22 protein-coding genes and 1 pseudogene are annotated in these 22,737 nt (G+C 71.5%); 10 read left to right on the top strand and 13 right to left on the bottom strand.

Translation table 11 applies throughout. The features are described from left to right. Positions 1-51 precede the first annotated feature (51 nt). The 3 genes from AB0I52_RS27800 to hutU all read right to left on the bottom strand — a co-directional run bounded on the left by AB0I52_RS27800 (position 52) and on the right by hutU (position 4,447). A complete protein-coding gene (locus AB0I52_RS27800; RefSeq protein ID WP_363077107.1) occupies positions 52-1,398 on the bottom strand; it encodes a formimidoylglutamate deiminase in 1,347 nt (448 codons plus the stop codon). A 113-nt stretch (positions 1,399-1,511) separates the two neighbouring features. Beyond that, on the bottom strand, positions 1,512-2,726 hold the full coding sequence (locus tag AB0I52_RS27805; protein ID WP_363077179.1) for an allantoate amidohydrolase: 1,215 nt from the start codon (positions 2,724-2,726) through the stop codon (positions 1,512-1,514). A 41-nt stretch (positions 2,727-2,767) separates the two neighbouring features. Continuing rightward, the gene (hutU, locus tag AB0I52_RS27810; RefSeq protein WP_363077109.1) at positions 2,768-4,447 is read right to left on the bottom strand and encodes a urocanate hydratase; all 1,680 of its coding nucleotides are present in this window, start codon (positions 4,445-4,447) and stop codon (positions 2,768-2,770) included. Positions 4,448-4,711: 264 nt separating this feature from the next. On the opposite strand from hutU, the gene AB0I52_RS27815 reads away from it, so the two are divergent. From AB0I52_RS27815 to AB0I52_RS27830, 4 genes are all read left to right on the top strand, one after another. Continuing rightward, on the top strand, positions 4,712-5,131 hold the full coding sequence (locus AB0I52_RS27815; RefSeq protein WP_363077111.1) for a hypothetical protein: 420 nt from the start codon (positions 4,712-4,714) through the stop codon (positions 5,129-5,131). After that, positions 5,128-5,907, top strand: a complete 780-nt coding sequence (locus tag AB0I52_RS27820) for a transcriptional regulator (RefSeq protein ID WP_363077113.1) — start codon at positions 5,128-5,130, stop codon at positions 5,905-5,907. The genes AB0I52_RS27815 and AB0I52_RS27820 overlap by 4 nt, the downstream gene beginning before the upstream one ends. Before the next feature lie 38 nt (positions 5,908-5,945). Then, positions 5,946-6,416, top strand: a complete 471-nt coding sequence (locus AB0I52_RS27825) for a roadblock/LC7 domain-containing protein (RefSeq protein ID WP_363077115.1) — start codon at positions 5,946-5,948, stop codon at positions 6,414-6,416. Positions 6,417-6,490: 74 nt separating this feature from the next. Then, the gene (locus tag AB0I52_RS27830) at positions 6,491-6,865 is read left to right on the top strand and encodes a hypothetical protein (RefSeq protein WP_363077117.1); all 375 of its coding nucleotides are present in this window, start codon (positions 6,491-6,493) and stop codon (positions 6,863-6,865) included. An 8-nt stretch (positions 6,866-6,873) separates the two neighbouring features. On the opposite strand, the gene AB0I52_RS27835 is transcribed toward AB0I52_RS27830, so the two are convergent. The 3 genes and pseudogenes from AB0I52_RS27835 to AB0I52_RS27845 all read right to left on the bottom strand — a co-directional run bounded on the left by AB0I52_RS27835 (position 6,874) and on the right by AB0I52_RS27845 (position 9,301). Continuing rightward, positions 6,874-7,410, bottom strand: a complete 537-nt coding sequence (locus tag AB0I52_RS27835) for a hypothetical protein (RefSeq protein WP_363077181.1) — start codon at positions 7,408-7,410, stop codon at positions 6,874-6,876. A 314-nt stretch (positions 7,411-7,724) separates the two neighbouring features. After that, a pseudogene (locus AB0I52_RS27840) lies at positions 7,725-8,270 on the bottom strand (IS607 family transposase); the annotation flags it as partial. Positions 8,271-8,455: 185 nt separating this feature from the next. After that, the gene (locus AB0I52_RS27845) at positions 8,456-9,301 is read right to left on the bottom strand and encodes a MurR/RpiR family transcriptional regulator (protein ID WP_363077119.1); all 846 of its coding nucleotides are present in this window, start codon (positions 9,299-9,301) and stop codon (positions 8,456-8,458) included. A gap of 195 nt (positions 9,302-9,496) precedes the next feature. On the opposite strand from AB0I52_RS27845, the gene AB0I52_RS27850 reads away from it, so the two are divergent. Then, positions 9,497-9,928: a hypothetical protein gene (locus AB0I52_RS27850; protein ID WP_363077121.1), complete on the top strand. Its 432-nt coding sequence runs from the start codon at positions 9,497-9,499 to the stop codon at positions 9,926-9,928. A gap of 361 nt (positions 9,929-10,289) precedes the next feature. Here the strand turns inward: AB0I52_RS27850 and AB0I52_RS27855 are convergent, their stop codons facing one another. After that, a complete protein-coding gene (locus tag AB0I52_RS27855; protein ID WP_363077123.1) occupies positions 10,290-11,702 on the bottom strand; it encodes a cystathionine beta-synthase in 1,413 nt (470 codons plus the stop codon). Positions 11,703-11,925: 223 nt separating this feature from the next. Between AB0I52_RS27855 and AB0I52_RS27860 the strand changes: the two genes are divergently transcribed. The 3 genes from AB0I52_RS27860 (at position 11,926) to AB0I52_RS27870 (ending at position 15,545) form a co-directional block, all read left to right on the top strand. Then, positions 11,926-12,987, top strand: coding sequence for an SGNH/GDSL hydrolase family protein (locus AB0I52_RS27860; protein ID WP_363077183.1), 1,062 nt, complete (start codon positions 11,926-11,928; stop codon positions 12,985-12,987). Between the two features lie 123 nt (positions 12,988-13,110). After that, the gene (locus tag AB0I52_RS27865; protein WP_363077125.1) at positions 13,111-14,331 is read left to right on the top strand and encodes an acetyl-CoA C-acetyltransferase; all 1,221 of its coding nucleotides are present in this window, start codon (positions 13,111-13,113) and stop codon (positions 14,329-14,331) included. Between the two features lie 353 nt (positions 14,332-14,684). Next, positions 14,685-15,545 (top strand): hypothetical protein, encoded by an 861-nt coding sequence (locus tag AB0I52_RS27870; RefSeq protein ID WP_363077127.1) that lies wholly within the window; start codon positions 14,685-14,687, stop codon positions 15,543-15,545. A gap of 103 nt (positions 15,546-15,648) precedes the next feature. On the opposite strand, the gene AB0I52_RS27875 is transcribed toward AB0I52_RS27870, so the two are convergent. Further along, positions 15,649-15,966, bottom strand: coding sequence for a hypothetical protein (locus AB0I52_RS27875; RefSeq protein ID WP_363077129.1), 318 nt, complete (start codon positions 15,964-15,966; stop codon positions 15,649-15,651). A gap of 184 nt (positions 15,967-16,150) precedes the next feature. Continuing rightward, positions 16,151-17,011 carry a Bax inhibitor-1/YccA family protein gene (locus AB0I52_RS27880; protein WP_363077131.1) on the bottom strand — a complete coding sequence of 287 codons (861 nt, stop codon included), beginning with the start codon at positions 17,009-17,011 and terminating at the stop codon, positions 16,151-16,153. 244 nt (positions 17,012-17,255) lie between these two features. On the opposite strand from AB0I52_RS27880, the gene AB0I52_RS27885 reads away from it, so the two are divergent. Together AB0I52_RS27885 and AB0I52_RS27890 are read left to right on the top strand one after the other, a co-directional pair. Next, a complete protein-coding gene (locus tag AB0I52_RS27885; RefSeq protein ID WP_363077133.1) occupies positions 17,256-17,693 on the top strand; it encodes an RICIN domain-containing protein in 438 nt (145 codons plus the stop codon). Between the two features lie 91 nt (positions 17,694-17,784). Beyond that, positions 17,785-19,059, top strand: coding sequence for a hypothetical protein (locus AB0I52_RS27890; RefSeq protein ID WP_363077135.1), 1,275 nt, complete (start codon positions 17,785-17,787; stop codon positions 19,057-19,059). Positions 19,060-19,125: 66 nt separating this feature from the next. Here the strand turns inward: AB0I52_RS27890 and AB0I52_RS27895 are convergent, their stop codons facing one another. Genes AB0I52_RS27895 through AB0I52_RS27910 form a run of 4 tightly spaced genes read right to left on the bottom strand, consistent with a single transcriptional unit; the run spans position 19,126 to position 22,264 of the window. Continuing rightward, the gene (locus tag AB0I52_RS27895) at positions 19,126-19,539 is read right to left on the bottom strand and encodes a DUF3592 domain-containing protein (protein ID WP_363077137.1); all 414 of its coding nucleotides are present in this window, start codon (positions 19,537-19,539) and stop codon (positions 19,126-19,128) included. Positions 19,540-19,593: 54 nt separating this feature from the next. Continuing rightward, entirely contained in the window at positions 19,594-20,037 is a 444-nt protein-coding gene (locus tag AB0I52_RS27900) for a hypothetical protein (protein WP_363077139.1), read from the bottom strand. Between the two features lie 36 nt (positions 20,038-20,073). Further along, positions 20,074-20,655 carry a hypothetical protein gene (locus AB0I52_RS27905; protein WP_363077141.1) on the bottom strand — a complete coding sequence of 194 codons (582 nt, stop codon included), beginning with the start codon at positions 20,653-20,655 and terminating at the stop codon, positions 20,074-20,076. Between the two features lie 25 nt (positions 20,656-20,680). After that, positions 20,681-22,264, bottom strand: coding sequence for a hypothetical protein (locus AB0I52_RS27910; RefSeq protein ID WP_363077143.1), 1,584 nt, complete (start codon positions 22,262-22,264; stop codon positions 20,681-20,683). Positions 22,265-22,737: the final 473 nt, after the last annotated feature.

A 22,737-nucleotide genomic window follows, 5' to 3' on the forward strand; every position in this document is an offset into this window, starting at 1 on the left:
TGCGTGTCGGCTTCGGCGGGGGCGCGGGGGCGGGCGGCTCCCCGGGAGCGCTCAGCGGTGCAGGGCCGCGATGGCCTTGGCGAGTGCCGCGGGGACGTCGGGGACCAGCGTGTGATGTCCGTCGCGCACGATGTGCCGTCCGGCGACCACCGTATGGCGCACATCGGCCGCGGAGGCGGCGAATACGGCTGCTTCGGCAGCCAGTCTGGGGACCGGCCCCGCTGTTCTGACGGAGTCCAGGGCGATGGTCGCGAGGTCGGCGGGCGCGCCCGGTTCGAGGATGCCCGCGTCGGGCCGGCCGAGCGCGGCATGGCCGTCCACGGAGGCGGCACGCAGCAGCGCGGACGCGGTCCAGTGGCCGCGGGCCCGGGTGCGCAGGCGCTCGTTGAGCTCCATCGCGCGGGCCTCCTCGAAGAGGTCGATCACGGCGTGGCTGTCGCTGCCGAGCGACAGCGGGGAGCCGGCGCGCTGGAGGGCGACGGCGGGGCCGATGCCGTCGGCGAGATCGCGTTCGGTGGTCGGGCACATGCAGGTTCCGGTGGCCGTGGAGCCGATCAGCGCGATGTCCTCCCCGGTGAGATGGGTGTTGTGGACGCCGGTGGTGCGCGGGCCGAGCACCCCGTGGTCGGCGAGGAGCCGGGTGGGGGTGCAGCCGTGGGTGGCGAGGCAGGCGTCGTTCTCCGCGGTCTGCTCGGAGAGGTGGACATGGAGCGGCGCCCGCCTCTCCTGCGCCCACTGCGCGACGGTGGCGAGCTGGGCCGCGGGCACGGCGCGCACGGAGTGGACGGCGGCGCCGATCAGGACGTGCTCGTCGCCCTTGAGGAGGGAGGCGCGCTCGGCCCAGGCGTCGGCGGTGGTGTCGGAGAACCGCAGCTGGTGGTGGTCGGGCTTCAGGTACTGGGAGGGCCTGCGGCCGAACCCGGCGGCGAGGTAGGCGGTGTCCAGCAGGGTGATCCGGATGCCCGCCTCGCGTGCGGCCGCGATCAGGGCCGCGCCCATCGCGTTCGGGTCGCTGTACGGGGTGCCGCCTGGCGCGTGGTGCAGATAGTGGAATTCGCCCACCGCGGTGATGCCGGCCAGCGCCATCTCGGCGTACACCGCACGGGCCAGTTCGTAGTACGTGTCGGGGGTGAGCCGGGACGCGACCTGGTACATGGTGTCGCGCCAGGTCCAGAAGGTGCCCGAGCCGACCTGGACGGTGGAGCGCAGGGCGCGGTGGAAGGCGTGCGAGTGGGTGTTGGCGAGACCGGGCAGGGTGAGGCCGCGCAGCACGGTTGCGCCGGGCGGCGGGGAGTCGGCCCCGGTCCGCACCCCGGCGATCAGCCCGTCGGCCACCTCCAGGACGACACCCGGTTCGACATGGGTGCCGAGCCAGGCATGGGAGAGCCAGTACGTCACGGTGCCGGGCCTGCCCGCCGGCCCGGCTTCCGGCTCCGTCGCGGGGACCGTTTCCGGCTCCCTCGCGGGGACTTTCGCGGACCCTGTTGCGGGGACCTTCGTCGGCTCCGTTGTCATCGGCACGCGAGACCTTCCAGTACGTCGGCGAGTGCGATCACCCCGGCCACGCAGTCGTCCTCGGCGGCGTGCTCGGCCGGCGAGTGCGAGATCCCGGTGGGGTTCCGGACGAACAGCATGGCGGTAGGGACCGAAGCGGACAAAATACCCGCATCGTGTCCCGCTCCGGTGCCGAGTACGGGGACGGCGCGGCCGTCCCCACGGGTGGCGGCACCCTTCAGGATCGTTCCCAGCTCGTCGCGCAGGGCGTGCTGGAACTCCACCACGGGCGTGAAGGACTCCCGTACGACGTCGAGATCGATACCGGCCCGTTCGGCGTGTTCCCGGGCGGCCCGCTCGATCCCGGCGACGACGGTGTCCAGGGTGTCCTGGTCGGCGGCCCGGGAGTCGAGCCAGCCGCGCACGAGGGAGGGGATGGCGTTGACGCCGTTCGGCTCGACGGCGATCTTGCCGAAGGTGGCGAGGGCGCCGGCCGGCTCCGCCTCCCGGCGGGCGGCCAGCACCGTCTCGGCGTACGTGAGCATCGGGTCGCGCCGGTCGGCGAGCCGGGTGGTGCCCGCGTGGTTGGCCTCGCCCCGGAAGTCGAACCGCCAGCGTCCGTGCGGCCAGATCGCGGAGGCGATGCCGACGGGGTCGCCGGTCAGGTCGAGGGCGCGGCCCTGTTCGACGTGGAGCTCGACGAACGCGCCGATCCGGGCGAGCCGTTCGGGGTCCGGCCCGATGGCGTCGGGGTCGTACCCGGCCGCCTCCATGGCCCGCGGGAGCGGGACACCGTCCCCGTCCCGCAGCCGGTGCGCGGCCTCGACGGTCAGCTGCCCGGCGGCGAGCCGGGAGCCGACGCAGGCGAGGCCGAAGCGGGCGCCTTCCTCGTCACCGAAGTTGGTGATCGCCAGCGGCCGGGTGAACTCCACTCCCCTGCCGCGGAGTTCATCGAGCGCGGCGAAGGAGGAGACGACACCGAGCGGCCCGTCGAAGGCGCCGCCGTCCGGCACCGAGTCGAGGTGCGACCCGGTGACGACGGCGTCCCCGGCCAGGGGGTCGCCGAGCCAGGCCCACTGGTTGCCGTTGCGGTCGGTCTCAAGGGCCAGCCCGCGCGCCTCGGCCTGCGCCCGGAACCAGGTACGGCAGTCGGTGTCGGCGGAGGTCCAGGCGTAACGGCGGTAGCCGCCGCTGTCCGGGTGCCGTCCGATGGGAGCGAGCTCCCGCCACATGTCCCGGAAGGACAGGGTCGGCCGGGGTCCGCGCGGCGCCGTCACGCCTCGCCCTCCCGCATCGGCACCCGCACGCCCTTGTCCGAGGCAACCGACTCCGCGATGTCGTACCCGGCGTCCACGTGCCGGATGACACCCATGCCGGGGTCATTGGTCAGCACCCGGCGGATCTTCTCGCCGGCCAGCTTCGTCCCGTCGGCCACCGTCACCTGGCCCGCGTGGATGGAGCGGCCCATGCCCACGCCGCCGCCGTGGTGGATGGAGACCCAGGACGCCCCCGACGCCACGTTGACCATCGCGTTCAGCAGCGGCCAGTCGGCGATGGCGTCGGACCCGTCGAGCATGGCCTCGGTCTCCCGGTAGGGGGAGGCCACGGAGCCGCAGTCCAGGTGGTCGCGCCCGATGGCCAGCGGCGCGGCCAGCTCACCGCTCGCCACCATGTCGTTGAACCGCTCGCCGGCCCGGTCCCGCTCGCCGTAGCCGAGCCAGCAGATACGGGCGGGCAGCCCCTGGAACTGGACACGCTCGCCGGCCATCTTGATCCAGCGGTGCAGCGACTCGTTCTCCGGGAAGAGTTCGAGCATCGCCCTGTCGGTCTTGTGGATGTCGGACGCCTCGCCGGACAGGGCCGCCCAGCGGAAGGGGCCCTTGCCCTCGCAGAAGAGCGGCCGGATGTACGCGGGCACGAAGCCCGGGAAGTCGAAGGCCCGCCCGTAGCCCGCGAGCTGCGCCTCGCCGCGGATGGAGTTGCCGTAGTCGAAGACCTCGGCGCCCGCGTCCATGAAGCCGACCATCGCCTCGACGTGCTTCGCCATCGACTCACGGGCACGCAGGGTGAAGTCGGCGGGCTTCTCGGTGGCGTAGTCGGCCATGTCGTCGAAGTCGACCCCCAGCGGCAGATAGGCGAGCGGGTCGTGCGCGCTGGTCTGGTCGGTCACGATGTCGACCGGGGCGCCCTCGGCGAGCATCCGGGGCAGCAGCTCCGCGGCGTTGCCGAGCAGCCCGATGGAGAGCGGCCTGCGGGCGTCCCGTGCCTCGACCGCGAGCTGGAGCGCGTGCTCCAGGGAGTCGGCCCGCACGTCCAGGAAGCGGTGCTCGATGCGGCGCTCGATGGCCCGCGGGTCGCAGTCGATACAGATCGCGACGCCGTCGTTCATCGTCACGGCGAGGGGCTGGGCGCCGCCCATGCCACCGAGCCCGGCGGTCAGCGTGATCGTCCCGGCCAGCGTGCCGCCGACCCCTTTGCCGATTGAATGCAGCTTCGCGGCGACGGCGGCGAACGTCTCGTACGTGCCCTGGAGGATGCCCTGGGTGCCGATGTAGATCCACGATCCGGCGGTCATCTGGCCGTACATGGTGAGCCCGAGCGCCTCCAGGCGGCGGAACTCCTCCCAGTTCGCCCAGTCCCCGACGAGGTTGGAGTTGGCGATCAGGACCCGCGGGGCCCACTCGTGCGTCTGCATGACGCCGACCGGACGCCCGGACTGGACGAGCATCGTCTCGTCCTGCTTGAGCGTCCGGAGCGTGCGCACCATCGCGTCGAACGAGCGCCAGTCGCGGGCCGCCTTGCCGGTGCCGCCGTAGACGACGAGCTTGTCGGGGTGCTCGGCGACCTCGGGGTCCAGGTTGTTCTGCAGCATCCGCAGCGCGGCTTCCTGCTGCCATCCCAGGGCGCTCAGCTCGGTACCGCGCGGTGCCCGTACGGGGCGGGGTCCTGACATGGCAATGCCTCCTCGCGACTGTGAATTTTCTATTCACATCTTGATCGGCTGAATACGTCCAGTCAACAGGGTGGCGCGACCCGGTCCCGGACGACGCCCGGACGGCGTCCTTCCGATGTGCGGACGGCCTCATTCCGGTGCGTGGCGGGCATTTTCCACCGCCGGCCGCATGTACCTGTGGAAAATGCCAGAACCTCCACCAGGCGTGAGCACGTTGCGTAACCTCTGGGTCACAGCCGCACACAGCGTCGGAGGGGAGTCCGCGTGCCCGGAATCGACGAGTGCCTGCTCGACGTCATGAGACTGCCCGGTGCCCGTGGTGCCGCCGTGGTCGACTGGACGAGCGGTCTCGCTCTCGGCACCATCGGTGACTCGCCCAACGGCGACCACGAGGCCACCGCCGCCGAGACGGCCGAGGTGGCACGGATGGCGGCCGAGCAGCCCGCCTTCGCCCTGGAGTTACCGCAGCCGCCGACCGCCGTCGGCAACGGCGTCACGGGGACGGGGCCCCCCGTCGAGGACGTCATCGTCACCACCCGGGCCGGGTACCACATCCTCCGGTTCATCGAGACGGACTTCGACAGCAGCGTCTTCCTCCACCTGTGGCTGGACCGCGCGGAGGGCAATCTGGCCCTGGCCCGGATACGGCTGGGCGAGACGGCCGCGCGGCTGGTCCTGGCATGAGAACGACCACCCCCGCGCCCGCCCCCGCCGCCGCGCTCTCGCCCATGCTCCAGCGCCTCGCCGCCGAACGGGCCACCGGCGCCCTGATGCGCGACCGGGGCACCCTCTACCTCGCCGACGGCAAGGTGGTGCACGCCGAGAGCCCGGCCACGCCCGGTATCGACGTCCTGCTCACCCGGGGCGGCGCCCTGCACCGCGACGGCTGGTGGGACGCGGTCGCCCAGGCGGGTTCCGGGCAGCGGGTCGGCCGCTACCTCGTGGACAGCGGCCGGGTGGCGGGCGGCGCGCTGGAGCTGTGCCACCTGGGGGCGTTGTACGACGCGGCGTTCTTCGCCCTCGCCCCGACCCGGACCCCGGCCCGCTTCCGTTACGGGGTCGCCCACTGGATCGGCCCGGTCCGCCCCGTGCCGGTGGACGCCGTGCAGCGCGAGACGCTCCGGCGCCGGGAGCTGCTGGACCGGATCTGGCCCGAGGCGGCGGGCGACAGCGCCCCGCTCGTACGGACCGGCCGCCCGGTCGACTCCCCTGTACCACCGCGCCAGCGCCGCGTACTGGAGCGCGTGGACGGGGTGTGCACCGCGACGGACATCGCCCAGGAGCTGGGCAGATCGGCGTTCCACACCCTGGTGGACCTACGGCGGCTGGCCGCCTCCGGGCTGGTGGAAGCGGTCCGCCTGCCGACGGGACCGGCCGCCCGGATCGAGCTGCCCGAGGTCACGGCCGACCCCGACGTCGCCCTGTTGCGCCGGCTCCGAGACGCATTGGAGGCCTTGTGATACGCGCGCTCAGACAGCGTGCCGGGAGGAGACAGCTGATGGTGCCCGAGGCCGAAGTGCAGGATGTCCTGGCCGAACTCCAGCGGCTGCGGGCGCGGGTGCCGCTCCTCGCCGGCGCCCTGGCGGCCAGCACCGACGGACTCGTCCTCGCCCACGACACCCCGGGGGTGGAGGCCGAAGGAGTCGCCGCACTGACCGCGGCCGCGCTGGGGGTCTCGATCCGGATGACGGAGGCGACCGGCCGGGGCGGCTTCCGTGAACTCCTCGTACGGGGCGGGACGGGGTACATCGCGGCGTACGCCGCGGGGTCGTCGGCCGTACTGACCCTGCTGGCCGAGGACCGGATCAACGTCGGCAGGCTCCATCTGGAGGGCCGCCGGGCCGGCACCAGGATCGGTCAGCTCGTCGACGCCGCACTGGAACGCACCCCGCAGCCCGCGCCCGGCGCACGCCCGCCGCTGCCACGCACCCCGCAACAGCCGGGCACCCTGCCCCACCGCACGACATGACCCGCCCCCCAGCTCTCGCACCCAGGAAACGGAACCGGTCATCACGGCCGGTCAGGGAAAGGAAACGAGCACTCATGGCGAACACCGAAGCGTCACTGAAGGAAGCGATGACGTCCATCGAGGGCACCGTCGGTGTCGCCCTCGTCGACTACACGAGCGGCATGGCGCTGGGCACCCTCGGCGGCGGCAAGGAATTCAACCTGGAGGTCGCGGCGGCCGGCAACACCGACGTCGTGCGCGCCAAGCTCCGCACCATGGAGCACCTGGGCATCCAGGACGAGATCGAGGACATCCTGATCACCCTGGGCACCCAGTACCACCTGATCCGGCTGCTCAAGTCCCGTGGCAACAACGGCCTGTTCCTCTACCTGGTGCTGGACTCGGGCCGCTCCAACCTGGCCATGGCCCGTCACCAGCTCAAGAGGATCGAGGCGGAACTGGAGGTCTGACCGGCCGGTCAGCGGGAGCGCCGCGCCCCACCGGGTGCGGCGTCCCCGGCCACCGGCCCCGTCGTCCGGTACGCCTTGACCGGCTTGCCGGTGGGCCGGCCGCGCTCCACCCAGTCCGCACGGACCCAGTACAGGACGTCGTCCCGGCGCTCCCGCTGCCCGATCCGGACGGCCTTGGCCCAGAGCCCGGCCCCGGCCCCCGCGAGCAGCAGCCCGCCCGCCCCGGGCACCACGAACGCGCTCGCGACAGTCGCCAGGAACGCCCCGAGCAGCCACCAGCGGTGCCCACGGCGCCAGTTGCGCACGGTCACGGCCCGGTCCTGGAGGAAGTCGGCGCGGCCGGCCCGGGTGGCACCCCGGGCGAGTCGGTCGTACCGCTTGCCGCGCGACAGCGCCACGACGGCCATCGTGACCAGGAACAGCGCGGCCCCGGCCAGCAGTCCGACGCGCCGGCCGGTGAGCCCCGGCACCAGTGCCCCGATGGCCGCGGCGAGCAGCCCCGGCCACCACATCGGTGCCGCGCCGGCCCGTACGATCACGGCCACCCTGGCCAACGACTGCGCTCCGCGCCCCACGTCCGTACCGTTGCTTTAATCATCAGTAGATCTCAGCAATTCCGGCGTTTCTGCCGGAATGGTCCGTGACGGTGTCACCAGAGTGCGAGTTGCGTTCTGGTGTCCTGTTGACGGTCTCCCGTTTCTGTCCCGCCCACCCTGGGGCTGGGGATTGTGCCACCTGCCCGCCCCGTCCCGGCCAGGTGGCGCGGGCGGGTGGTGCGGGTCTTGCGGTCGGCTCCACGGGGCTTCAACCCCACCATGGCGGGGTCCAGGTCTCCGGCCACGTCTTGCGGGGCGGTGGCGGCCGCGACAGCCCGGGCGGCCCGGTTCTTCGCCGAGCGCCGGCCGTACAGGCGGGCGCACATCGAGGTGAGGACCTCGGCGACGTCCCGCACCAGGTCATCGGCGGTCTCGGCCGGGTCAAGTACCAGCAGACGCCGCCCCGAGGCCGAAAAAGCCGCTTCGAGGTACTCGACGCCGAACCGGGCAAGACGCTCACGATGCTCGACCACGACCGTCCCCACCCCCGGATCGGCCAGAAGCCCGTGCAGCTTACGGCGGCACCCGTTCAAGCCGGACCCGGCCTCCGTCACCACCTCGGACACCGCGAAGCCCCGGGCAGTCGCGCCCTGAACCGTCCGCGCCACCTGCCGCTCCAGATCCGCCTTCTGATCACCCGACGACACACGGCAATACACCACCACCCGGCCCGCCGACTCCACCACGGGCTCCGTCACCAACCACGTACCCGACGGCGTCTGAACGACCGGGACCGGCATCCGGCCCTCCCTCGCCCACGCAGTCCGGTAATGCACACCATTACGCGCCGCCCACTCCGAAAGCTTCACAACGCCAAGGCATTCACAGAGAACACCGCAGATCCACTGAAGAAATAGGAACAGTTGTTTACCCCTGGCCGACGGGCCCTGTGCTCGTTCCGTGGGCGCAGATCAGGGGCCGTACATGAGCGAAGTCTGAGAAGCGGCGCCGCGCGGTTCACTCGATGCCGCGTGGTTCCTTGATGCCGCGCGGTTCACTCGACGAACAGGCCGCGCGCCGCCGCCCGCGCGTCGAACTCCTCCAGCCGCGCCTGCGCGTCCGGCAGGGCGTCGCACATGGACTCCAGCAGCACCCGTCCGAGCAGCATCGGCGCACACGCCGTGTCGAAGGCGAGCCCGGTCCCGACGGCCGCCGGGATCAGCAGATCGCTGTGACCGGCCACCGGGGCGAAGGCGGAGTCCGCGACCGACACCACGGTCAGTCCCTGTTCCCGCGCGTACGCGAGGGCGTCCACGACCTCCCGGGGATGGCGCGGCAGCGCGAAGCAGATCAGCGCGCTGGCCCCGGCCCGCCGGGCGGCGTCGATCCGGTCGTGCAGCATGCTGCCGCCCTCGTCGAGGACCCGGACGTCGGGGTGGACCTTGGCGGCGAAGTACCCGAAGCCCCGGGCCTGCGAGGAGGCGGCGCGCAGCCCGAGCACGGGCAGTGGGCGCGAGGCGGCGAGCAGCCGCCCGGCCCGCTCGACCGGGCCCGGGTCGGCGAGCAGTTCGGCGAGGTGGCGCAGGTTCTCGATCTCGGCGAGCACCGCCTGCTGGTACTCGTTGCACGTGTCCTCCCCGGCGCCCGCGACGGGCCCGGCCGGGGAGACCTCGCGCAGATGTCTGCGCAGCGCGGGGTAGCCGTCGAAGCCGAGCGCCACGGCGAACCGGGTGACGGAGGGCTGGCTCACCCCGGCCAGTTCGGCCAGCTCGACGCTGGACAGGAACGGGGCGTCGCCCGCCCTGCGCACCATCGAGTGCGCGATGCGCCGCTGGGTGGGCGTGAGCCTGCGCCCCTCGAACAGCTGCTGCAACCTCGCGGCCGGGCTGCTCCCGCTCATCCTGTCCCCTCGGTAGGTCCGTCGCGCCGCCGTCCGGCACCGACGAATCCATTCAGCCAGCAAGGCGTCTGCATGTCCATATGCAGACGCCCCGCGAGGGAGGAGCCGGCGCCGGCGCCGCCGGGGGCGCGCTCCGGCACAAACACGGGGGTTAGCCCCACTGACCCGGCCACCGCGGCTTCGTACCGTAGGGATATGGACGCACCCGACACCGAGCTCAAGAAGGAGCTCAACGCCACCCTTCAAGCCCGCAGTGAGCTGGGGGCCGAGTACGAGTCCGCGCTCGTCGAGTCATTTCTCGAAAAGGTCGAGCAGCGGCTCGACGGCACGCTGGACCGGCGGGTCAGGCGTCATCTCGCGGAGCAGCAGATCGTCGTCGCCAGGGGGGCCCGTCCGCCGCGGCCTCCCGCGGGGCATTTCGGTGAGCGGTACGGATTCGCGATCGTCTCGCTGGTCCTGGCCATCCCGCTGTCGGCCATCGGCGTCGCCAACGCGGGCATCCAGGGGCTGGTCGTGGCCTGGCTCGGGATCGTCGGTGTCAACGCCTTCCAGGCCGCCCGCGGCGGGCGGCTCTTCCGGCGCCGGGACGACGAGCGGCAGACGCAGAAGTCCGACTGGGAGGAATGAGTGGCCGCCGGAACCGGGCGACCCCACCGGCCGGCTGAGAGCGGTGGGCGCAGCGGCCGGCTGAGAGCGGTGGGCGCGCGGGAACCCCGCGCGCAGATGTGTCGCGGGGACCGCCGCACCCCCGGTTTCCCGGGGGGCGGGACGACGGCGGTCCCCGCGAGGGACGCGGTCCGGGTCAGGGCCGGTCTCGCATCCGGGCGACAGTGGAGGTCCGGGAGCCGCTCCGTAGTCCGTGTCGCCGTACGGTGCCGGCGGGTCTCCCCGCCGACACCCACCAATCTGCCCGAGCCGTGTTAAGCCGGTGCTGCGGGTACGTGTCGCGCTCGTACCGTTTTCACGAAGCCCGTACGCCGGGCCCGCGCTACGGCTTGGTGCCGGGGGCCGCCGCGTCCCTGGCGAGGAACGCCAGCAGGTCCTGCCTGCTGACCACGCCCTTCGGCTTGCCCTCCACCAGCACGATCGCCGCGTCCGCCGCGCCCGTACCGCCGAGCACCGCCATCAGGTCCTCGACCGGTTCGCCGGAGCCGACCTGCGGCAGCGGCGGCGACATGTGCTTCTCCAGCGGGTCGGAGAGCGAGGCGTGCTCGGCGAAGAGCGCGTTCAGCAGCTCCCGCTCGACGACCGAGCCGATGACCTCGGCGGCCATCACGTCCGGGTGGCCGGCGCCCGGCTTCACGATCGGCATCTGCGAGACGCCGTACTCGCGCAGGACCTCGATCGCCTCGCCGACGGTCTCCTCCGGGTGCATGTGGACGAGGGTCGGGATCGGACCCTCCTTGTAGTCGAGGACGGCCGCGACGCGTGCGGAGGGACCGGTGTCCTCCAGGAAGCCGTAGTCCGCCATCCACTCGTCGTTGAAGATCTTGCTCAGGTAGCCGCGCCCGCTGTCCGGCAGGAGGACGACGACCACGTCGTCCGGCCCCAGCCGCTTCGCGACCTCCAGGGCGCCGACGACCGCCATCCCGCAGGAGCCGCCGACCAGCAGGCCCTCCTCCTTGGCGAGCCGGCGGGTCATCTGGAAGGAGTCCTTGTCGGACACGGCGACGATCTCGTCGGTGACCGTCCGGTCGTACGCGGTCGGCCAGAAGTCCTCGCCGACGCCCTCGACCAGATACGGCCGCCCGGAGCCGCCCGAGTAGACCGAGCCCTCCGGGTCCGCGCCGACGACCTTGACCGCGCCGCCGCTGGCCTCCTTCAGGTAGCGGCCGGTGCCGCTGATCGTGCCGCCGGTGCCGACCCCTGCCACGAAATGGGTGATCTTCCCGTCCGTCTGCTCCCACAGTTCGGGACCGGTGGTCTCGTAGTGGGAGCGCGGGTTGTTCGGGTTGGAGTACTGGTCGGGCTTCCAGGCTCCCGGCGTCTCACGGACCAGCCGGTCGGAGACGTTGTAGTAGGAGTCCGGGTGATCGGGGTCGACCGCCGTCGGGCAGACGACGACCTCGGCCCCGTAGGCGCGCAGCACATTGATCTTGTCCGTGGACACCTTGTCCGGGCAGACGAAGATGCACTTGTAGCCCTTCTGCTGCGCGACGATCGCCAGGCCGACGCCCGTGTTGCCGCTCGTCGGCTCGACGATCGTGCCTCCGGGCTGCAGCTCGCCGCTCTGTTCGGCGGCCTCGATCATGCGAAGGGCGATCCGGTCCTTGACCGAGCCGCCGGGGTTGAAGTACTCGACCTTGGCCAGGACCGTCGCCTGGATGCCTGCCGTCACACTGCGCAGCCTCACCAGCGGGGTGTTGCCTACGAGGCTGATCATCGAATCGTGGAATTGCACCGTGTACTCCGGGGTCTCCGAGATGGTGCCGCAAGAGTATGCGTACGGGGACGGGATTGGGCGAAGCGATTGAACAACGGTCCCTTGGGGGCAGTTAGCTCTGTGTACGGCGGTGACGACCTCACCCGCGATTCGCCGGACGCCGCGGATGCCGCGACGCCGGCGGCCGTGTGCGGGGTCGTAAGGCGACGAGGAGGTGGACCGGACTGTGTCGAGAGCGAGGGTGGCACGGCGGATCGCGGCGGGCGCGGCCTACGGCGGCGGCAGCGTCGGGCTGCTGGGCGCCGCGGCGGTAGGGGTCGTGCTGGCGGAGGTCCAGCTGGCGAAGCGGCTGGTGGGCGGCGGCACCGCACCGGTCCCGCCGAGCGCGGACGGGCGGTACGGGGTGGCGTTCGCCGGACCGGCGGACCCGCTGCGGCTGGGGATGCTGGGGGATTCCACGGCGGCCGGGCAGGGCGTGCGGCGGGCCGGGCAGACACCGGGGGCACTGGTGGCCTCGGGTCTCGCGGCCGTCTCGGAGCGGCCGGTGGATCTGCGCAACGTCGCGCAGCCGGGGGCCCGGTCGGACGACCTGGAGCGGCAGGTGTCGCTGCTGCTGTCGGATCCGTCCGGGGCCCCGGACATCTGCGTGATCATGGTCGGGGCGAACGACGTGACGCACCGGATGCCCGCGACCCAGTCGGTGCGCTGTCTGACCACGGCGGTGCGCAGGCTGCGTACGGCGGGGGCCGAGGTGGTGGTCGGCACCTGCCCGGACCTCGGCACGATCGAGCCGGTCTACCAGCCGCTGCGGTGGCTGGCCCGGCGGGTGAGCCGGCAGCTGGCGGCGGCGCAGACGATCGGTTCGGTGGAGCAGGGCGGGCGCACGGTGTCGCTGGGCGACCTGCTGGGCCCGGAGTTCGAGGCGAACCCGCGGGAGCTGTTCGGCCCGGACAACTACCACCCCTCGGCGGAGGGCTACGCGACGGCCGCGATGGCGCTCCTGCCGACGGTCTGCGCGGTGCTGGGGCTGTGGCCGGAGTCCGATCATCTGGACGGCGCCCGGCGCGAGGACATGCTGCCGGTGGCCAAGGCGGCCTCCCAGGCGGCCAGGGAGGCCGGTACGGAGGTCACCGCGGCTCGGGCGCCCTGGGCGCTCCTCAAGCACCGCAGGCGGCGGCGCCTGCCTGCGGCCACAGAGCCGCACCCGCATCCGCATCCGGGGGAGCGGGGCGGCTCCACCCGGGCGGACCGGCCCCCGGGCACCGATACGGGTACCTCGTCCCGGACCGCCCGAGCCGACTGACTGAGCGGTCGCTTAGAAAAGAGGCCCGCATCACACGCACAGTCGGGTGACCTCAGCAGTACGTCCGGGTAACTTCCAGAGCAGTCCAGCCAGACAGCCTTCCAGCCCTCATGGAGCCGCGTGATGCCCGAAGCCGTGATCGTCTCTGCTGCCCGTTCCCCCATCGGCCGGGCCTTCAAGGGCTCGCTGAAGGACCTGCGGTCGGACGACCTGACCGCCACGATCATCCGGACCGCACTGGCCAAGGTCCCCGAGCTGGACCCCAGGGACATCGACGACCTGATGCTCGGCTGCGGTCTCCCCGGCGGCGAGCAGGGCAACAACCTGGGCCGCATCATCGCCGTGCAGATGGGGATGGACCACCTTCCCGGCTGTACGGTCACCCGCTACTGCTCCTCCTCCCTGCAGACCAGCCGCATGGCGCTGCACGCCATCAAGGCCGGCGAGGGCGACGTGTTCATCTCGGCCGGTGTCGAGATGGTGTCCCGGTTCGCCAAGGGCAACTCCGACAGCTGGCCGGACACCCACAACCCGCTGTTCGCCGACGCCGAGGCCCGCACCGCCGCCCGCGCCGAGGAGTCCGGTGCGAGCTGGCACGACCCGCGCGAGGACGGCCTCGTGCCGGACGCGTACATCTCGATGGGGCAGACCGCGGAGAACCTGGCCCGGACCAAGGGCGTCAGCCGCCAGGACATGGACGAGTTCGGCGTCCGGTCGCAGAACCTCGCCGAGGAAGCCCTCAAGAACGGCTTCTGGGAGCGCGAGATCACCCCGGTGACGACGCCGGACGGCACGGTGGTCGCCAAGGACGACGGCCCGCGCGCGGGCGTCACCCTGGAGGGCGTGCAGGGCCTGAAGCCGGTCTTCCGGCCGGACGGCCTGGTCACCGCGGGCAACTGCTGCCCGCTCAACGACGGCGCCGCGGCGCTCGTGATCATGTCCGACACCAAGGCGCGCGAGCTGGGCCTGACCCCGCTGGCCCGGATCGTCTCCACCGGCGTCTCCGGTCTCTCCCCCGAGATCATGGGCTACGGACCGGTCGAGGCGAGCAAGCAGGCGCTGAAGCGGGCCGGGCTGAGCATCGACGACATCGACCTGGCCGAGATCAACGAGGCCTTCGCCGCCCAGGTGATCCCGTCCTACCGGGACCTCGGCCTGCCGCTGGACAAGGTCAACGTCAACGGCGGCGCCATCGCCGTCGGCCACCCCTTCGGCATGACCGGCGCGCGCATCACCGGCACGCTGATCAACAGCCTTCAGTTCCACGACAAGCAGTTCGGCCTGGAGACGATGTGCGTGGGCGGCGGCCAGGGCATGGCGATGGTCATCGAGCGACTGAGCTGAACACCGCCGCGGTTTCGCCGAGGACCACGGCGACCGGCCGGGCGCGGCCGGGCGGGAGCCGTCACAGGAGCCGTCACGGGGCCCGCCGCGGGGCCCGCCAGCCGGGCCCTTCCGGGCCTTTCGGGCCTTCCGGACCGGTCGGCGTGGCCGGTTCCGAGCCCCGACCGTGACCGAATCTCCCCCAGGATGTGACCTATCTCCTGGGGGAGAGCCATTCCCGCAGGTCACACCCACATCAGGGCTAAACCCCAGGCACAAAGACCTGTCCAATTCGTGACGTAATGCACTGACACATGGTGCCGGTACAGGCCAAGCTGATGTAGGAAGTCGGGGGATCGATTGAAACCGGGAGTATGTCAGTGAGCGCCATGCCTCTTGCCCTGTTGCTGACCACCGCCGCTGCCACGGCCGTGGGCGCTGCTGCTCTGCACGCCGCTCACGGGCTGCGTAAGCAGGTATCCGCCCTCCGAAGGGAGCTGGCCGACGACCGCGCCCATGCTGCCGCCGTCCCCACTCAGAGCCGTAGCGACGCCACCCCTGCCGCGGAAATACGCGCGGCGGTCGCCGAGGCGCTGGCCGAGGAGCGCGAGCGCGAGCTCGCCGAGGCGCGGGCCTTCTGGGCCTCGCAGGAAGCGCGCGACGCCGCCGACGCCCCGTCCCTGCTGGGCGGCCTTGCCGGGCTCGGCGAGGACGCCCCGTTCTTCATGCCGCGCCAGGCGGACTTCGTCGGCCTGGAGGCGATGGACCTCGACGCCACCGAGGCGCTGGAGGAGCTGACGGAACTGGCCGAGCTGGCGGACATCGCGGAACTCCCCGAGATCGCGGAGTTCGCCGAGGACTCCCCCGAACTGGCCGCGGCCCGTCGCCGCCACCCCTCGCACCCCGACTTCGTGCCGGTACAGACACCCGTTGTCACCGATCACGAGCGTACAGTGAACCGCCTGGAAGAGCTCGCCGACAGCCGTACGGAACTCTCCGACGTGCGACCGGGGCCGCTCGGCACCCTGGACGTCTACGTCTTCGCCGACGGCACCACGCTCTGCATGACCCCCGGCCACCGGGAGACGGCCGAGCGGCTGGCCGAGTCGCTGCGGTCCGGTGAGCACCCGGTGCTGCTGGGCGGTTCCGGGGTCTCCGGTGCGTACGCGCTGACGTTCTCCTGCGGCAGGGACAACGTGTACATACTGGCCGACCGCGTCATCGCGAGCTTCTAGCCCGCGGACCGGTCGTCCGGCGCCTCCCCCGGCACAGCGGCCCTCGTCGGCCGCTGCTCAGAACACCCCGCACGCCCCGCACCTGCCGCGTGTCGCCTGCCGCTCAGGCGAACGCCCGCGCGGCCGCTTCATCGACGAACCGCACGGCCTCGTCCAGCTCCGCTGGCGGGGCCATTTCCAGTGCCACGGCCAGATCCCGCCCCGCGACCGCGAGTTGGTCACCGATCGCGAAGATCCCGGCGTCCGGCATGGTCCTCGGCTCCCGTCCGGGCGCCTCGATGCGCTGGGCCCGCACCGTCAATTGCCTGGCCACGGCCAGCCCTTCGGCCGCCGCTCCCCGCTGCAGCCTGCTCTGCGGGGCGGCGCGCAGCCGGTCGGCGAATCGGTCCACGGCGATGATCAGGGGCGTCGTATCGAGCACCCCGCGACCCTACGCGCCCCTCCGGGACGCTTGCCAACGGGCCGACGCCACGGACACGGCGTCGGGAGCACCCCGTCCCGCGAACGGGAAACGGCCCGCAGGCTCCGTCGAAGGAGCCTGCGGGCCGTTCACGCGAGACGGACGGGACGTCCGAAACACAGACAGCACGTCCCAAAAACGCGGCCTAGTCGTCGCCGCTGAGGATGGAGAGCAGACGCAGCATCTCCAGGTAGATCCACACCAGGGTCATGGTGAGGCCGAAGGCCGCCAGCCAGGACTCCTCGCGCGGGGCGCCGTACGCGACGCCGTCCTCGACCTGCTTGAAGTCCAGTGCCAGGAAGCACGCGCCGAGGATGATGCCGACGACACCGAAGAGGATGCCGAGGCCGCCGCTGCGGAAGCCGAGGCCGTCACCGCCGCCGAAGGCGGCGAACAGCAGGTTGACCACCATCAGGAGCATGAAGCCCATGGCGGCGGCCATCACGAAGCCGTAGAACCGACGGGTGACGCGGATCCAGCGCATCTTGTACGCGAACAGCACACCGGCGAAGACACACATGGTGCCCATCACCGCCTGCATCACGACGCCCGGTCCGATGTACGTGCTGACCGCGCTGGAGATGACCCCGAGGAAGACGCCCTCGAAGGCCGCGTACGCGATGATCAGCGCGGGGACCGGAGTGCGCTTGAAGGACTGGACGAGCGACAGCACGAACGCGATCAGCGCGGCGCCGATCGCGATGCCGTACGACTTGGTGAGGTTGGCCTCGTCGACCGGGAGCAGGGCCCAGGCGACAGCGGCACCGGCCACGACCGTGCCCAGCGTCAGCGCCGTACGGGTGACGACGTCGTCGATCGTCATCACACCGGAACGCGCCGGCGCCTGCGGGGCGCCGTACTGGGCGTCCGGCTGGGCATAGGGGTTGGTGGCGTACGGGTTGGCACCCGCTACTGGGGCCCCGGCCTGCGGTGCCGCGTTGAAGTTCGCGTAACCGTTGTCGCGGCTGAAGCCCCGTCGCGAGAAGACCGGGTTGCTGCTCCTCATCTCACTCCTCCATGGCCACCCAGCGCGGCCTTGGGACAAGAGTAATGGGTAGGCAAAACAAACTCCCTAGTGCCAGGGGAGGATCTTTCCGGCCCGGTCTGCCGGGGGCCGGCCCCCGGCAGAGCGGGGCGGGGTCTTCGCCCATTCGGTGCCGCCGCGACGGCCGGCGCGTCGGATGCGGGGCGCCCACCGCGGCAGACTGCAAGATTCTCTGGACCCGGACTCCGGCCAGGAGGACGGCTCCGTGGACCGCACGTGCTCCGAGCCCGGGCTGGAAGCCGGAACAGTGCCTCACGGAGCCGGTAAGGACGGCAAGGACGGTTCGGTCCGGATCGCGAGCTGCGACGGTTCGCCCGCCCAGAAATGGGACATCGGGGCGGACGGCACGATCCGGTCGCAACGCTACGCGGGCCACTGCCTCACCAGGACCACCGACAGCGCGGGGCTGGCACGCTGCGAAACGACGGACAAGGGACAGCGGTGGAGTTCCCGGCCGTGGCCGGACCGTACGTGGAAACGGAAGGCCTGGATGATCGCCGGAGAGGGCGACACCTGCCTCCTCCAGGACGACCGGCCGCTCCCCTCCCGGTGGGACGCACAAGACAATCAGCATCCCCGGCTGGGGCTCCTCGGCTGTAGCGCGCAGATCCGGCCCGGCCTCTACTGGAGCCGGCGGGGCTGACGGAATACCGCTCGCGGGCCACGGAATGCCGGGAGAGTCGGCACCATGGGGATCCCACAGGCCGGAGCGGACCAGAATCGGGACGGAGACGATGTCCATGCGCCAGGAGCAGCGGGACCAGCCGACCGGAACCCACTCGACCGGCGGCGACGCCGACGACCTCGCGCGGCGGGTACGTGAGGAGCATCCCGGCGCGCGAGACCTGGACAGGATCGACGCGGCGCACACGGCACACGGCGGGGTCCGGCACCGGATCTGGCTGGACGAGCCGGCGGGGGTGTTGCTGGTGCTGGAGCCCGCCGGCCCCGAGCTGCGACGGATGCCGCTGCGGTCCGCGTCCTGCGCGCGGGTGCTGCACGATCTGACGTCCCCGGTACTGGCGCGGCTGGCCGCCCCCGCCGACAGCTACCGGGCCCGCCCCGAGGTCGATCGCGATCTCGGGGCGCTCGTCCAGCTCTTCCGCGTGCAGCTCGCGCGGATGCGGACGGAGCACACCGACCCCGCCGGGCTGGTGCGGGCGGTCCACGCCCAGGTCGGGCGGGCGGGTGACGCGCGGCAGGCCGCACGGCGCGCGGCGTTTCTCGGCTGGTACCTGGCAGGCGCCTACGGCGACGACGCCGCGGGCCACGGCCGGGCGGAACAGGACCTCGGGTGCGGCATCGCCCCGGGCGCCGGATTCGCGGCCCGGACCATCATGGGCTGGTCGTGGTTCAGGCAGCGGATACGCGGCCAGGTCCCGCTGCCGCGGTTGGCGTCGGTCCCCGGCGAGCGGCGGCAGCGAGGCGGGAAGCACTGGTACTACGAGTTCCGGACGATCGGGCGGAGCCTCACCGAGCGTCAGATGCTCGAACTGCGTGCGAAGCTGCCCGGAGCGGACGTCACCGCCGATTCACTGGTGCTCGACGAGTGGTCCGACCCCACCGCACACCCGGTGTCCGGTGCGGACGACGAGATCTTCTCCCGGCACTTCGACGCCGGTCTCCGCTTCAGCCAGGAGGGATCGCGCACGCTGTGGCTGCGGCTCCCGGCCGCGCTCGCCCACCGGACAGCCCCCTACGCGGGCGGCGGCGTGGGGACCGCGGTCGTCGGCGACGACGTCGTACTGAACCTCCACCGCCGGGAGGCCGACGGCGAGGGCTCCTACCTGGACCACGACCCGCGTCCGTGGCTGGCGGAACTGCTGCCGCTGCGCGACGACCTGGCCGGCGGCGATCTCCGCGCGGCGGCCGTGTCCTGGCGGGCCGCCAACGAGACCCTCGCGTTCAGCAGGGTGCCGGAGAGGCCGCCCATGCCGGACGGGCTGGACGAGGACGAACTGACGCCCCAGCTGCACGCTCTCGTCCGGCTGCTCGAAGAGGTCCCCTGACGGCCGCCGCCCCGGACCTTGACCACGGCTGTCCGCACCGGTCCGTCCGCACCGTCGCCCGCGCCGTCAGGAGAACAGGTTCTCCGGGAAGTCGGTCAGGAACATCACCAGCACGAGCCCCATCAGCACCAGCGCGACGGCCCCCTCGCCCAGGGCCGCGCGCGGGCTGCCGGCCAGTGTGGCGGTGCGCTTCGGGTCGGCGGGGTCGTAGCGCACCGTGACCCGCGCGCCCTCGATGTAGCGCCTGCTGCCGCCGTCGTGGAACTCGACCCACTCCCCGTTCCGCGCGGTGAACGCGAAAACGCGCCAGGCCCGCCGGTCGTTCGACGAACCGGTCGCCGAGTCGCGCTCGTACACACGGATGCAGCGCGCCGGCGCGGAGACGCCGGAGCGCGCCCCGCGCAGTTGCCGGGCGGTCCGCCCCAGGGACCTGAGCGCCGCCAGGGCGACCACACCGATGACTACGTACGACGTGTTCATGGATTCCTTGGTCCGTTGACGCGGTGCCCCGACGATGCCGTGGCCTGATGCGCTCTAGCCGTTGCGCAGCCGGTCTGCGAGGAAGCCCACCGCACAGCCCACCAGCAGCACCACCAGCTGGACCAGGAAGGTGATGACCGTGAGGTCGCTCCCCTGGGACACGTAGATCACCAGTTGCAGGGCAACGGCGGGCGCGAACGCGGCGAGGCCGTGCCGTACGCGTGAATCCCGTGACGGCGAGCGGTGCACCGCCGCCGCGGCCCAGGTCCCCAGCGCGATGCAGACAGCGGACGGCAGGTGCAGGAACAGGATGGTACGGGCGGGCGAGGCCACGCTCGACGGGTCGTCGCCCGCCACCCAGTCCCACACGACCACCGCGACGCACAGCTCCGTGATCAGGGTCACCAGGATGCCCGCGGCCCAGGGCAGCATCAGGTCGAGCAGCCGCGGCCTGTCACTGGCGGGGGCGTACCCGCGGTGTGCGTCAAATCGGGACATTCGACTGCCTCTTCGTCGTCGGCCGGCGCTCGGGCACTACTTCACCTCGATGCTGTCGACGATCTTCGTCCGGTCGGCATCGCTCAGCTTGCCCGCCTGGGCGTCGATGCGTACGGAGTAGATCTTTCCCTTGGAGTCGACGCCCGTGATGACCACGCCGTTGACCTTGGCGCCCTTCGGGGGCGACTGCGGCACACCCGTACCGGTGTAGCTGAAGTCGATGCGCTTCGCGCCCTTCGCGCCCTTGATGCCGGCGTCCTTGGTGTCCTTCACCTGGGTGGTCGCCATGAGGAGGGCCCGGCCGACGGAGGCCGCGTCGTCGCCGTTCGAGGCGTTGGCGAAGCCGCTCTGGATCGACACCTTGACCGTGGGCCGGTCGCCCTCGGTGCGCAGAGCCGCGGCGTCGTTGAGCTTGCCGAGCTCCGCCTTGCTCTGCTCGGTGAGCTCGGCCGGGTAGGAGAGCGACACGGTCGGCCCCGACAGCTCCTTCCAGCCGCTGGGCGCGGCCGGTGCGTCCTTCTTCTCGGCGCCGCAGGCGCTGAGCGTCAGGCCGGTGGTCAGGACAGCGGTCGTGACGGCGACGGCCTGCACCGTCCGGCGGAGGGAACGGTAGGTCATGATCACGTCTCCTTGTACTGATCGATCAGTTCGCACAGTAGCTGTACGGGACGAAGGCGCGCTGCCCGTTGGCGGGAGCCCCCAGGAACTCGGCCTTCCGCAGACTCTTCTCGCTCTCGGAAGTGGTGTAGGCGCCGTTGATGCCCGCCACCTCCAGGTTGATGTCGAGGCCGATCTCGTCGGACGAGGAGGAACCGTCGTACTCCTGCTTGCTGACCTGGCCGTGCTGGAACGCGTAGTGGCCGAACGGGTCGCCGGGACCGGGGTCCTTGGTCGGGACCGGTGTGCCGGTGAACAGGTAGTTGAACGCACTGTTCATGCCCTGCCCGGAGAACATCTGGGCCTTGATGCGGTCGGACTCCGCCTTGGAGAGGTTCTTGTCGTCCAGCGGAACGGTGGTCGTGACGACCTGGGTGGTCGTCCCGCCGCCCTTCCCGTTGCCGTTGACGTCACCATTGAGACCGGCGTTGGCGTCCAGCTTCCCCTCAAGGGTCCGCGTCATCGTGATGCTCTTCACCTTGCCGGTCTTGCTGTCGACCGTGACGGTGATGGCACCCGCCGCCGATCCACTGGCCTCGGCGCCGGCCTTGGCCGGTCCGGCCTCACCCTTCGCGTAAACGCCGCCGGTGGCCTTGGCCTGGTAGGTGTACGAGTCGGTGTTGTCGATGTGGTTCTGCGTCAGGGTGACCTCCTGGGACTCGGAGATCTTGACGCCCGCCTCGATGGTGGCGCCCGGCTTGGGGGCCGGGGTGGTCGTCCCGTCGGAGTTGGTCGTGTCAGGGGTGTTCATCCCCGCGCCGAACTGGAACCCGGCCTGAGCGGCGACCTCCAGGCTCAGCTTCTGGGTGGTGATGTGCTTGTTGCCGAGCTTGTCCTCGATGTTCTTCTTGAGGCGGCTCTCCTTGGCCTTCGGGCCCTTGCCGAACCAGCTGGCTATCTCGGTGCTGCCGCCCACGATCGGGCTGAGGTTGGAGAGCTTGTTCAGCCGGTTGAGCTTCTTGTACTCCTGGAGGTCCTTGCGGAACTGGTCGGCTTCCTCCTGGCTGTCGAACACCCAGGTGTCGCCCGTGGTCACCGTGAGCCCGGCGCCGATCTCGACCTTGTCCTTGCCCACGTCGCCGATCTTGATGCGGCCCTTGGGCTTCTCCGTCCCCTTCACCGAGCCGGCGTCCGTGAAGGTGAGCGTGACCTGCTCGTCGTTCTCGTCGATCTTTCCGTCTTTGTTGACGTCCTTATTGGCCTTGGACGTCGTCTCCTCGAAGCCGAATTCGCCGCCGAACTCGATACCGAGTGTCTCGAACGAGACGCCTATCTTGCCGCCCTGGGTACCGGACTTCGTGACCGTCGCACAGGTGATGGGCTCGAATTCGGCGTTGGGATCGCCGCCCGCCTCGCCACCCTTGCCCGTGTCGCACCCGCCGCTGCCGCCGCCGATCGATGCGACGAGGCACTGGATCCGTTGGGTGATCTGCCCACCGAGACCGGCCACCGCCATACCGCCGATGAGCGAGACGACGACCAGGATCGTCCCGAGGTACTCGAACGCGGTGGCTCCCCGATCACCCCGTCTGCTGCTGGGTATGAGCTCCGTGTACCTCGTTCGCGGCATGACTTGTTCCTCCCCGTATGGCCTTAGGGCAGGGAGGCTATGAGAGGCGCACCTGTCACGGCACGGGCCCGTGGGCCCAATCCCGGTCCCAATTCGGCCACGCCACCGGGCCAACCGGGCCCGCCCCGCAGACAAAGCGGGCGGCAAGTAGCGGGGTGCGCACCGGGCGTTACGTACAGTGGCCGGCCGCAGGCCCGGGTGTCGTGCGACCCGCCGGTCCGCCGGGTCGCACGGTCCACCGGGGCGACCCGGCGGACCACCTCACGAAATCAACCCGCATGCACGGAAATCGGGGACTGGCGGGTTCACATGCGCGGGCGCGGCTGATTGCTGCGCGCCGCCATCGCGAGGGACACGATCCAGCCCACCACGCGACCCGCGCAACTTCGCCGGAAGCTCCGGAGCCACGTACTTCCTCGCCGCGACCCTGTCCGCGGCCCTGCTCCTGCGCACCCTGCGCACCGGCCGCCGCA

Source organism: Streptomyces sp. NPDC050423 (assembly GCF_040655445.1).
In the GTDB taxonomy this organism is placed as follows: Bacteria; Actinomycetota; Actinomycetes; order Streptomycetales; family Streptomycetaceae; genus Streptomyces.